Genomic DNA, 12,014 nt, shown 5'->3' with positions numbered 1-12,014 from the left:
TCAAGTTTAATAGAACGTGCGGCAGGCCCTTCACCAATCATAATATCCAGCTGAAAATCTTCCATCGCTGGATAGAGTATCTCTTCAATGACCGAGCTCAAACGGTGGATCTCATCAATAAATAATACGTCACCCGCCTCTAAATTGGTCAGCATAGCAGCTAGATCACCGGGACGCTCAAGCACAGGCCCTGAAGTAGAGCGCAGATTACCCCCCATCTCGCGCGCAATAATATTGGCAAGGGTCGTTTTACCCAGCCCTGGTGGACCAAATATCAGGGTATGATCTAAGGCTTCATCACGGCCTCTCGCCGCACCGATGAACACCTCCATTTGCTCACGTACCACTGGCTGACCAATATACTCAGCCAATAATGCTGGTCGAATATTGGCATCAGGTGCATCATTTGCGCCTTCTAGCGGATTAATTAAGCGATCTTGCATCATAGAATTTATCATTATATTAAAAAATTAGGTAACAAATAGCATAACCAAACGCTGCGCATAAGTCATGCAAAACATCATAAAGTAGAGGCCAAAACGAAAATAAGCGACAATCAATGTCGCTTATCTGTTAAATGCACTATTTTGTTATTATCGATAGATAACTTTGGAACGTGAGCTTAAAAACCAGATAGCTGCTGCAATGTGGCTTTTAACAACCCCTGAGTGTCTACAAAGGTGTCACCCTTACTTTTAGCCGCTTTGATGGCGAGCTGAGCTTCTTTTTCTTTGTAGCCCAAGCTAATCAGTGCCCCTTCTACTTCAGCAATGATACTGCCGTCGTGAGAAACAGCGGTTTGCTGAGGCATGAGCTCAAACGAACCGTTGTCCACTTCGATATTCTTTAGCTTATCTTTTAACTCAATCAATAGACGTTGAGCGGTTTTTTTACCGATACCCGGTATGCGCGTCAATGCCGCCTCTGACTCTTGCTCAACATGCATTTTTAGCTCAGCCGCTGACATTGCAGACAGCATTGCCAATGCCATTTTTGCCCCAACGCCATTGATCTTAATCAATTGGCGAAAGACATCGCGCTCTTTACGGTCAATAAAACCATAGAGCAGTTGCGCATCCTCACGTACATGAAAATGTGTCCAAATACTCGCCTGCTCGTTAAGGTGCAATTGACAAAATGACGGCAATGGCAGCTCGATATCATAACCCACACCAGCGGTTGTCATGATACAAGCCGTTGGCGCCATTAAGTATTGCACCTGTCCGGTAATCAATCCAATCATCACTCACCTCTGTTGGTTATTATAAAGTTAAGTCCGCTGCCATTCATTATGCAAGACCACCTTTCACTAGCATATTCTATTGATTATATACGCCTAGCCTTATTGGTAAAAATCGACCATGCCTTCAAGGCTAATTGGACGAATTTTATGCGCTTGACCAGCGGAACCAAACGCTTCAAAACGATTGGTGCAGATGTCTGACATCGCGACCATAGAGGCTTTGAAGTATTTACGTGGATCGAATTCGCTTGGATTATTTGCCAAGAACTCACGGATAGCACCTGTTGATGCTAGACGCAGATCAGTATCAATATTTACTTTACGCACACCATGCTTGATCGCTTCTACGATCTGCTCAACCGGTACACCATACGTTTCGCCAATATCACCGCCGTTTTCATTGATGACTTTTAGCCATTCTTGCGGCACTGATGAAGAGCCATGCATGACAAGATGGGTGTTAGGGATACGGGCATGAATCTCTTTTACACGCTCAATCGACAAAATATCGCCTGTCGGTGGACGCGTGAATTTGTAAGCACCGTGACTCGTACCGATAGCAATCGCTAGCGCGTCAACATTGGTGTCTTTTACAAATTGCTCAGCTTCATCAGCACTGGTCAAAAGCTGCTCGTGATCTAATACGCCTTCTGCGCCAGAGCCATCTTCTTCGCCTGCCATACCGGTCTCAAGGCTACCTAGGCAACCGATTTCGCCTTCTACAGAGACACCGCACGCATGTGCCATTTTGACCACTTCACGAGTGACGCTGGCATTGTAATCATAATCCATTGGCGTTTTGCCATCTTCACCAAGTGAGCCGTCCATCATAACTGATGAGAAACCAAGCTGAATCGAGCGCTGGCAGATAGCTGGCGACATGCCGTGATCTTGATGCATAACCACTGGAATATGTGGCCATTCTTCGATAGCAGCAATAATCAAATGACGCAAAAATGCCGACCCTGCATAGTTACGTGCGCCCGCACTGGCTTGAACAATAACAGGTGAATCACAAGCATCCGCAGCCATCATGATTGCACGCATTTGCTCTAAGTTATTGACGTTAAAGGCAGGAACACCGTAGTTGTGTTCAGCGGCATGATCTAGAAGTTGACGTAAGGATATTAGGGCCATAAGACGCTCTCTGATTGGATTTTGAATAGTATTTTAAATGCAGCTTTGTAACAATCATTCCGCTATCTGCTCGACCATACTGACTGTATATATATCAGTCAAAGTCTGACTCATTTGGGATATGATTATCACGCGGTGATTATAGCAAAAATTGTGCTGTCTTCGTAGCAGTTGCCTGACTATTTGTCAGTCTAATCAGTCTCTTTCTCTCATTGGTGTCTACAACAACTGAACCATTTTATCTATCATACTCATAGCCCAGGACGCAAAAAGCCTTGGCAATCACCAAGGCTTTTCTAGTATTTCGAGGCTTATAGAGCAATGACTATGATAATGGATGACTTATAATAGTATCCAAAAAGTCAGTCATTTAATTGCTTAGTTATGGCGTAGCTTAGTACTGTTGTTCTGCATCAACTGCAACATCGTTAGCACCGTCAGCAACAGCATTAGCGCCATCAGCAACTGCTTCAGCAGTATTTTCGACCGCTGTATTAGTACCTTCAGCGATAGCATCACCAGTGTTCTCCAGAGCGTCTGTTGCAGCTGCACCAGCAGTGTCTGCACTTTCAGCAACTTCAGCACCAGCGTTTTGAGCAGCAGCTTCAGCTTCAGCAGCAGCAGCGTCTACCTCGGCAGCAGCAGCATCAGCGTTTGCAGCAGCATCATCGCCAGCTGACTCAACAGCAGCTTCAGTGTTCTCTTCTGTTTGTTGGCTACATGCAGTAACTGCAAAAGTACCAGCAAGTATGCTAGCAAGTAACAAATGACGTTTTAACATAATAAACCTCTCGTAAATAATGCATGTCAAGATACATGGTCGCGCTATTTTATAGAGTGCGAATGAGACATGCAATAATAATTTTCAGTGTAGAAACAAATAATTACTGCTTAATAATCAATGACTATAAATTTTAGCTATACCGATATAAATAAGCCAAATGAAAGTCAAAATATTATTTTCACAGACTACCTTAGATGTTTACTGTTAGTTGTACGTCTAGTGTTACGAAAATACTGAGTAACGTTAATTAGTTAAGCGTTAATTTGCAACGCAGCAACTGCTGGAAGCACTTTACCTTCTACAAATTCTAAAAATGCACCGCCGCCCGTTGACATATAACTGACACCATCAGCGACTTGATATTTATCAATAGCCGCCAAGGTATCACCACCACCCGCAATTGAAAAACCGTCGCTGTCTCTGACAGCTGTTGCTAGTATTTGTGTCCCTTGACCAAAAGCATCAACTTCAAAAACACCGACTGGACCATTCCACAAGATGGTTTTTGCATGAATAATAGCATCGGCAAGTTCCTTCGCGCTTTCTGGCGCGATATCCAATATCATGTCGTTATCACCAATAGCATCAACAGACTTGATTGTCGCAACTGCCTTTTGCAATGAACCAGTAAAGTCAGCAAAATCGATGTCGTCTTTATCAGCAACAACCACATACTCAGGTAGTAGTATCTCAGTCTTGGTCATGATATCGCGCGCAGTATCGATTAAATCTGCTTCGTATAGCGACGCGCCCACACTATGCCCTTGCGCCGCTAAGAAAGTATTGGCAATACCGCCACCAACGATAATTTGTGTACAGACTTCAGCTAAGCTATGTAGCACTTCTAACTTGGTAGACACTTTTGAGCCGCCAACGATGGCAAGCATAGGCAGAGCTGGTGTTTCAAGCGCCAGGCTCAAGGCATCAAGCTCAGCTGCCAACAAAGGCCCTGCACAAACAGTTTTTTCTGCTTGACGCATCGCTTGCGTCACGCCTTCTGTTGATGCTTGCGCACGGTGCGCGGTACCAAAGGCATCCATAACAAAGACATCACATAAATCCGCGTACTTCTTCGCTAACGTCGCATCGTTTTTCTTTTCACCATCGTTAAAGCGCACATTCTCTAGCAATACGACTTCGCCAGGTTTTACAGCAGCGCCTTGAGTCAAGTAATCATTATTCAGGCGCACTGGTGACGCTAATTGCGAGCCCAATTTGTCTGTCAAATAATCAGCAACTGGTGCCAATGAATAAATAGACTCAGGATTGCCTTCTGTTGGGCGTCCCAGATGTGAACAAACAATAACAGCAGCACCCTTCTCTAGCGCCATCTCAATAGTAGGTAGACTTGCTTGTAAGCGAGCATCACTGGTAACTTTACCGTCTTTAATAGGGACATTTAAATCTTCTCGGATCAATACCACTTTATCGGTTAAGTTCAGCTCGCTCATACGCAAAAAATTCATTACCTGCTCCTATGCATCAATATATCTATTAATTTACGATTACTATCATGATTGATATGACTGATAATTTTTTAACTATCATCTATTATATATGCTCTAACAATGAGCCTTATTAGACTGCACACTTGCTATCTTTATATGTCTTTATCACTGAGTCTTTATACTAACTATCACACCAAGTTACTGGAACAGATAAGTGAGTAGAAATCAGTGGCGGTGTATTCTATCAGTTTTCTATGAGATGCTCACAAGCAAACTTTCACGATTTTTAAAAACATGAAAATATTGAGTGAGTAATTTTACTCCAGCATTGATAGGAAACGGTTGTAACTGCTAGCTTTGAACTCATTCAATAAACAGTAACATTTCGTGGTGGTACTCAGCAGTCAGGCTCTTTATGATAGAAGCGTTGACAATAACAATAACTTTTTAGGAGAACACAATGAGTATCGACTTAGACACTGCAAAGCAAAATCTATTAAAACTAAAAGATGAGTACGAGTCTCGCATTGACAAAATAGAAGATCATATCCAAAACCCACAAGATGATCTCAATGAGCACTGGGAAGATCAGGCTATATCCTATCGTCAAAATGATATGCGCAAAAATTTAATGAGCGAGGCACGTCAGAGCCTAATCTATGTCGAAAATGCCTTAAGTCGTATCGAAAATGGTACTTATGGCGAGTGCGAGGTGTGCGGTGAGCCAATCGAAGAGCAACGTTTAGAAGCGCTGCCCTACGCTACTTTGTGTATGGAACATGCTGAATAGCTAATAAATTTCACCTAGAACAAATTTTATACAGCAGGTGTTTTCCATTTAGAAAGTGCCTGCTGCCATTGATAGCAACGCTCGGCGATTTTTTCTACAGGCAAATCCATAATATCGCCTACTACCGCCATAAGCGCAATTGGTATGCCTGCCAGCTCTGAAATATTTTCTGCAGTTAATCCGCCTATCACACATATAGGTATGTCTTGTTGACAGCCTTCAATCAACTTCTGACGCGAGATAATATCAGCATTCGGTTTTGTGGTAGAATTAAATATGGCACCCATCGCAGCGTAGCTTGCACCATCATCCTTTGCCTCTTTGACTAATTCAATATTCCCATGGCAAGTTCGACCAATTATTTGAGTCGATTCAAGAGACTGCAAAGCATCACCAATTTTGCCATCTCCTTGCCCAAGGTGTACACCAATACCAAGCTTGGCTGCTATTGCAATATCATCATTCATAACGACTGGAACGTCATGTGCTTTGGCCAGCTTAACAATCTGTTTGGCTTCTTCATAAAGCGTTATATGACCATCTGGTAGACTAAGTGTTTGCTTGCGCCGAATCTGCAACAATGCGATTAGCCCTGTTGATAAGGCGGCATCTAACTTTTGATACAACAATTCAAATTCATCATCATTGGTCAGCAAATATAGCTTGGGTATCGCAGATGAGGTTGATGACTGGTTCATAAGGCAGATCCTTAATCTTAAACTCAACACAATAAAAAGGCTGTCATATGGTATAACAGCCTTTTTTACATATTTAAAACAGCGCGTCTATACGGTACGACGTGTCGCCAAGCTGTTTAGAATGTTTTTAGCATCGCCCCAACGTGTTGCTGAGCTGTTTGCCCCTAGGATGACGATAATTGCAGGGCGATTATTGACTCGCGTTTCCATCACAACACAGCGCCCAGCTTCGTTAATAAAACCTGTTTTTGAGATACCGATTGGGTAATCACCTGCACGAACCAAGCTACTAGTGTTGTTGGCTTTATAAGTGCGATTACCACTTGAGTAGTTTGAAACAAAGAAGTCATAGCTCTTGGTGGTAGAGAAGCGACGAATCACATCGTAGTTGCCAGCAGCACGAACCATTTTTACCAAATCATTCGATGAAGCAACGTTACGCTTATCAAGACCCGTTGGATCACCGAAAAACGCAGTAGTCATACCTAGATCTTGTGCTTTTCTGTTCATTGCACGGATAAAGGCATTGTAGCCGCCTGGATAGTTACGCGCCAAGCTCTTTGCGGCTGGGTTTTCAGACTTCATCAAAGCCATCAATAGCATCTCGGCACGGTTTAAACGATCGCCTGATTTTAGGCGTGAGCTGGCGCGCTTAGGCCCTACAAAGTCTTCTGGATCAAGCGTGATTTCTTCACGCATATCGAGACCGGCATCTAGCACAACCATGGCTGTCATTATTTTAGTAATACTGGCCATAGGACGCGCGATGTCAGCGTCTTTTTCGTAGATAGATTCGCCCGTTTCAGCATCAATCACCGCAACACTGCGCGAGTCTGTACTGATTGGGATCATATCACTGCTACCAAATGCGCCGCGATAAGTCGTATTGTATCGAGCGGTATTGTTACTGCTAGCAAAACTGCTGCTATTTGTGATATTGGTCGTACCATAGCCGTTGTCGACTTTTTTGATAGCAGCGCCATTAGACTTGTACATGATATTACGCGCTTCAGACAAGCTATCAGCACCGCCCCAACTCAAGCGTGCACTAGAAGCTGTCTCAGTGCTACCATTAATTGTAAGTGCGGCTTGTGCAACACTGCCCAAACTCAATGAAATCATAGCAGCGATCAATTGCTGTTTGGTTAATAGTAGTTGCTTCATTATGCCTCCTGCTGTCGTTATCACGCCAGTTACATACTGCCTGACGCCAAGAACGTACGTAGCGTTTATAGATGTGTTTGTAAGTACTCACATAGAGCTTTTGTATTTTTAGTGTATCATGGTTTACATTTAAGTTTAATCTATCAAACTGATTTAACGGTTTTTTTTAGCTTCATTCAAACTTTGATACAACCGATTTATATTTTAGAAACACTGATTAACAATACAGCAATATAACTTAACTTAGAATGTTATGATTCTTTGTATTTTATTATATTAAATGAAGATATTGATACCGCATATTAGCTGTATCCTATGTATTTAAAATAAAAAACTGTATTTATAATCAAAAAGCGGCTTATGTTAACGTTGTCTTTTCTGTTATTTAATCCTTGTAAAAACATTCATTCTGACAAACGATAAAGAGTATGGTTATGATTAAAGTGTTGGTGGTCGATGATCATGATTTAGTACGGATGGGTATTAGCCGTATGTTGTCAGACAGCCCTGATATCGAAGTAGTGGGGGAAGCAGATAGCGGTGATATGGCAATCAAACAGGCCAAGCAGTTACGTCCTGACGTGGTCTTGCTAGATGTCAACATGCCCAATATTGGTGGCCTTGAAGCGACCAAACGCTTGATTCAGCTCGATATGGGTATCAAGATTTTAGCTGTTAGTAGTATGTCTGCACAGCCCTACCCCTCAATGCTCATCAAAGCTGGTGTCAATGGTTATATCACAAAAGGTACGCCACTTGATGAGATGATACGCGCGGTCAAAAAAATCTATCAAGGTGGTCGCTATTTTAGCCAAGACGTTGCTGAGCAATTGGCGGACGTCTTATTGTCTGATAATGCCAGCTCGCCTTTTGATTTGTTAAGTGATAGAGAAAAACAAGTGGCTATGATGGTGGTCAATTGCCAAAGCCCGCAGCAGATTGCTGACCAATTATTTGTCAGCGTCAAAACCATCAATACGTATCGCTATCGTATTTATGAAAAAGTTGGCGTTGATAGTGATGTGAAATTAACGCATTTGGCCATTCGCCATGGTTTGATTCAACCATAAGTTGCTTAGTATCTCCTTTGTCATCACGGTCAATTTATGAAACCTGCCACCACCATCATTTCTGCCATCAGTCGCTATTTACACCACGATGATACACTTCCTTTGCCGCAGCTGCGCAGACTAGGCATTATTTACAGCAGTTATCGTTTTGTCGTCAGTATATTTTCTATGCTGATGGTATATATATCTGCACGCGCCGGTGATAGCGCCTCTCTCCCCAGTTTTTTACAGCAAACAGCCCTGAGCTTTTATGTGATGCTGAGCTTGATTTTGCTCGGGCTGTTTTACGTTGTCACAAAGCAGATGCGCCGACAGTTAGCGTTTGGGCTCGTATTAGACGTTATTATATTAAGCTTATTGCTGTATACAGCAGGTGAGCCGGACTTACAACTGACCATGCTCTATATGGTCGTTGTCGCCGCTAGCTTTATGCTATTGCATGGTTCACAAGCGCTAGTTATCACTTTGTTGGCTATTATTTTTGTTATCTATCAGCAGTTTTTTTATGCCATTGCCAATAGTATGAATTTGGCCAATTTGGGTGATGCTTTGCTGATGTCAGCAAGCTTCTTGGCAGTAGGGGGTTTGAGTTGGTCTATCTCACAGCGTTTGGTACAGCTTGAGAAAGTTGCACAAAGTCATGCCAAAGAGGTTGAACGACTCAATGTCATCAATCAAGAAGTCATTACACAAATGGTCAATGGTGTGATTGTCATCGATAAACAGAATATCGTCCTTGCAAATCTTGCGGCCCACCAACTGCTCAGTATCACACAAGATTCATCATTGCCTGCATCTAGCACTTTAACCGATATGAAAGAAATGAGAGGCGATACGCCTCATGCCATTCTATCTAACTTTAAACAACAACTTAGCAAACAGCATTCTCAGCTACTCCAAGCTTGCTTGTCAGTGGCAACAGGACAATCGCGTACGTTTACGTACGATGTGCCTGAGGTGGCAAACGCTTCGATATTTGGTAAGCTACGCGTACAAATCATCCCGCTAAAAGATGATAGCAAATTAATCCTATTGGAAGACTTACGCCGTGAGCAGGCCAGCGCCCAACAATTAAAACTGGCGTCGTTAGGACAACTCACTGCCAGTATTGCTCATGAAATTAGAAATCCTCTAGCCGCCATCTCACAAGCCAGCCAACTACTGATGGAAGACTTGACCGAAATTGAGGCAAATGCATCAAATGTCAACACGACGGGCAATCATGAGCTCTATGAAATGATATTTTCACAAACCAAACGCGTCAACCGTATTATTGAAGATATTTTAAAACTGTCTCGCCAGCAAGCGGCCTCTCAGCAAGCCATTGTTTTGGCTGAGTGGATGCCAGTATTTTTGGATAATTATTTTCAAGGGCACGACATTTTTCTGCATCTAAAAACCCAACCAACCATATCATTTGATCCTCACCAGTTAGAACAAATTTTGATTAATTTGATCAACAATGGCTTGCGTTATAGCAGCTATAGCCATCCTCACGCTTACGTAGAAATCGAGATTTACTGTGCAGACAGCGATGTTATAATTGACATATTGGATGATGGTGATGGTATTAAAACTGAGGATTTAAAACATTTGTTTAATCCATTTTTTACAACAGACAAAGCTGGCACGGGCTTGGGACTATATTTATCGCAAGCCTTTTGTGAAGCCAATCAGGCACGTTTGCTCTATATTCCTGAACATGAAAAAACGTGTTTTCGTTTTATTTCGCCTGCTATTGACTCTGAAAATATCTTGCAAGCCGTGGAAGAAAATCTTTATTAATCCCAGTCATAAATCAAAATACTACTTAATCACAAATGTTTGAACATTACATATTGGTAGCTAATAGCCACCGTACATGATTGATTTACAATTTTTTTTGTAAAAGAAGTTTACCCCTATTTAGACCTAGCTATTAATACTTTGCAGCCATTGAATTTGACGAGATAATGTATGACAACAAGCGCGCTAGTCGTTGATGACGAAGTGGATCTATGCCGATTGATGCAAATCACTTTGACTAAAATGGGCATCAAAAGTGATGTGGCCTATACTTTGGCGCAAGCAAGATCATACTGGCAAGACAATACTTATGATTTTTGCCTCACTGACTTGAAACTACCTGACGGCTCAGGGTTGGAGCTGGTCAAAGAAATCAGCAACAGCTCGAATACACCGATAGCCGTCATCACTGCTCATGGAAGTATGGATCTGGCCATTGAAGCACTGAAGCTTGGTGCTTTTGACTTTGTCAATAAACCACTTGAGCTACCAAGATTACGTCAATTGGTAGAAAACGCTCTAAAGGTTATTCATCAGGATAATGGGGCACAAGCCACGCCTGAATCCTCACCTGAGCAAAAGATGCTGGACGCTAGGCTAATCGGTGATTCTGCGGTCATGCACCCTCTTAAAAACACCATATTAAAATTGGCACGCTCACAAGCGCCTGTTTTTTTATTTGGTGCGTCTGGTACAGGTAAAGAGGTCGTCGCTAGACTGATTCATGATTTAAGTCCGCGACGAGATGGCAGCTTTGTACCAGTGAACTGCGGTGCAATACCTTCTGAGCTGATGGAGTCAGAGTTTTTTGGTCATAAAAAAGGCAGTTTTACAGGGGCTGTGGCTGACAAGCAGGGATTGTTTCAGCAAGCCAATGGCGGTACTTTATTTTTAGATGAGGTGGCAGACTTACCATTAGCGATGCAGGTGAAGCTGTTGCGTGCTATTCAAGAAAAGACCGTGAGGGCCATTGGTGACACCAAAGAAGTACCAGTAGACATCCGCATTTTATCCGCTACTCATAAAGATTTGAGCCGCTTGGTACAGGATGGCGCATTTCGACAAGATTTGTATTATCGTATCAATGTGATTGAGCTTAAGCTACCGACATTGAATGATCGACGTGATGACATCCCTGTATTAGCAGAGCATTTTTTAGCCATGATTTCTGCTGAGTGGCAGCTAGAAATACCCCCATCTCTCACGCGTGAAGCCAGCGAACGTTTGCAGCGTCATGACTTTGCCGGTAACGTTCGTGAACTACGTAATTTACTTGAGCGTGCGGTGACGTTGGCGGAAACTTCGGACATTGATATCAGTCATTTAGGCCTACCTGATGTTAGTCACGACCTTAAAGATACGCAAGCTCACAGCAATGCGCAACAATCTAACCATTACGCAAATGAGCAAAACCAATCTCAACCAACTACCCAAACAATGTCTAAAGCAATAGAAAACCGTGAACAGACTCTTCAATCTGACAGTGAGATAACGGCTGTAAAGCACAAGCAAGAAACAACCAACTTGCACCCTTATCGTACTAATACCCAACACTACCCTTCAATGATACAGCGCTCAGTGCCCAATAATACAGAACCATCAACCAGCTCAAGTGATACGAATGAAAAAGTACCCCTCCATCGTCCTATTCAACCAAAAGAGAATGAGACTACAAGGCTGCAAGAACCGCTTGATGGTCAATTGCCAGCCCAAGGGTTGGAGCATTATCTACAGGAACAAGAAAAGCAATTAATCATCACAGCCCTCAAACAAACTGGCTGGAACAAAACCCAAGCAGCAGAACTACTTGGGACGACTTTTCGCTCATTACGTTATCGTATGAAAAAGTTAGAAATTGCAGAAGATCAATCTGAGTAAGTCTTCTATCGGGCCAT

11 protein-coding genes are annotated in these 12,014 nt (G+C 42.7%); 4 read left to right on the top strand and 7 right to left on the bottom strand.

Features of this window, described 5'->3' with window-relative positions; translation table 11 throughout:
* From B3V51_RS12530 to B3V51_RS12510, 5 genes are all read right to left on the bottom strand, one after another.
* Positions 1-443: AAA family ATPase (locus B3V51_RS12530; RefSeq protein ID WP_286708522.1), on the bottom strand; the 443-nt coding region annotated here is incomplete at its 3' end.
* Between the two features lie 179 nt (positions 444-622).
* On the bottom strand, positions 623-1,243 hold the full coding sequence (ruvA, locus tag B3V51_RS12525) for a Holliday junction branch migration protein RuvA (protein WP_071001959.1): 621 nt from the start codon (positions 1,241-1,243) through the stop codon (positions 623-625).
* Positions 1,244-1,342: 99 nt separating this feature from the next.
* Positions 1,343-2,380: a class II fructose-bisphosphate aldolase gene (fba, locus tag B3V51_RS12520; protein ID WP_071001960.1), complete on the bottom strand. Its 1,038-nt coding sequence runs from the start codon at positions 2,378-2,380 to the stop codon at positions 1,343-1,345.
* Positions 2,381-2,774: 394 nt separating this feature from the next.
* Positions 2,775-3,161, bottom strand: coding sequence for a hypothetical protein (locus B3V51_RS12515; protein ID WP_093068760.1), 387 nt, complete (start codon positions 3,159-3,161; stop codon positions 2,775-2,777).
* Positions 3,162-3,415: 254 nt separating this feature from the next.
* The gene (locus B3V51_RS12510; RefSeq protein ID WP_277077454.1) at positions 3,416-4,630 is read right to left on the bottom strand and encodes a phosphoglycerate kinase; all 1,215 of its coding nucleotides are present in this window, start codon (positions 4,628-4,630) and stop codon (positions 3,416-3,418) included.
* 442 nt (positions 4,631-5,072) lie between these two features.
* Between B3V51_RS12510 and B3V51_RS12505 the strand changes: the two genes are divergently transcribed.
* A complete protein-coding gene (locus tag B3V51_RS12505; RefSeq protein WP_058025902.1) occupies positions 5,073-5,402 on the top strand; it encodes a TraR/DksA family transcriptional regulator in 330 nt (109 codons plus the stop codon).
* Between the two features lie 26 nt (positions 5,403-5,428).
* Here B3V51_RS12505 and B3V51_RS12500 read toward each other — a convergent pair whose 3' ends face one another.
* Positions 5,429-6,100, bottom strand: coding sequence for a thiamine phosphate synthase (locus B3V51_RS12500; protein WP_093068754.1), 672 nt, complete (start codon positions 6,098-6,100; stop codon positions 5,429-5,431).
* 87 nt (positions 6,101-6,187) lie between these two features.
* Positions 6,188-7,264, bottom strand: coding sequence for a serine hydrolase (locus B3V51_RS12495; protein WP_286708521.1), 1,077 nt, complete (start codon positions 7,262-7,264; stop codon positions 6,188-6,190).
* 434 nt (positions 7,265-7,698) lie between these two features.
* On the opposite strand from B3V51_RS12495, the gene B3V51_RS12490 reads away from it, so the two are divergent.
* The 3 genes from B3V51_RS12490 (at position 7,699) to B3V51_RS12480 (ending at position 11,997) form a co-directional block, all read left to right on the top strand.
* On the top strand, positions 7,699-8,334 hold the full coding sequence (locus B3V51_RS12490; protein WP_058025905.1) for a response regulator: 636 nt from the start codon (positions 7,699-7,701) through the stop codon (positions 8,332-8,334).
* A 36-nt stretch (positions 8,335-8,370) separates the two neighbouring features.
* On the top strand, positions 8,371-10,119 hold the full coding sequence (locus B3V51_RS12485) for a sensor histidine kinase (protein WP_286708520.1): 1,749 nt from the start codon (positions 8,371-8,373) through the stop codon (positions 10,117-10,119).
* A gap of 171 nt (positions 10,120-10,290) precedes the next feature.
* Positions 10,291-11,997 carry a sigma-54-dependent transcriptional regulator gene (locus tag B3V51_RS12480; protein ID WP_286708519.1) on the top strand — a complete coding sequence of 569 codons (1,707 nt, stop codon included), beginning with the start codon at positions 10,291-10,293 and terminating at the stop codon, positions 11,995-11,997.
* The last annotated feature ends 17 nt before the right edge of the window (positions 11,998-12,014 follow it).

Source organism: Psychrobacter sp. UBA2514 (assembly GCF_002341255.1).
GTDB lineage: Bacteria > Pseudomonadota > Gammaproteobacteria > Pseudomonadales > Moraxellaceae > Psychrobacter > Psychrobacter pacificensis.
This window is presented reverse-complemented; position numbering and strand designations above follow the sequence as displayed.

Coding starts and splice junctions, on each gene's coding strand:
- B3V51_RS12500 (WP_093068754.1), bottom strand. CDS start 6,100: ATGAACCAGTCATCAACCTCATCTGCGATACCCAAGCTATATTTGCTG.
- B3V51_RS12510 (WP_277077454.1), bottom strand. CDS start 4,630: ATGAATTTTTTGCGTATGAGCGAGCTGAACTTAACCGATAAAGTGGTA.
- B3V51_RS12485 (WP_286708520.1), top strand. CDS start 8,371: ATGAAACCTGCCACCACCATCATTTCTGCCATCAGTCGCTATTTACAC.
- ruvA (WP_071001959.1), bottom strand. CDS start 1,243: ATGATTGGATTGATTACCGGACAGGTGCAATACTTAATGGCGCCAACG.
- B3V51_RS12480 (WP_286708519.1), top strand. CDS start 10,291: ATGACAACAAGCGCGCTAGTCGTTGATGACGAAGTGGATCTATGCCGA.
- B3V51_RS12515 (WP_093068760.1), bottom strand. CDS start 3,161: ATGTTAAAACGTCATTTGTTACTTGCTAGCATACTTGCTGGTACTTTT.
- fba (WP_071001960.1), bottom strand. CDS start 2,380: ATGGCCCTAATATCCTTACGTCAACTTCTAGATCATGCCGCTGAACAC.
- B3V51_RS12495 (WP_286708521.1), bottom strand. CDS start 7,264: ATGAAGCAACTACTATTAACCAAACAGCAATTGATCGCTGCTATGATT.
- B3V51_RS12505 (WP_058025902.1), top strand. CDS start 5,073: ATGAGTATCGACTTAGACACTGCAAAGCAAAATCTATTAAAACTAAAA.
- B3V51_RS12490 (WP_058025905.1), top strand. CDS start 7,699: ATGATTAAAGTGTTGGTGGTCGATGATCATGATTTAGTACGGATGGGT.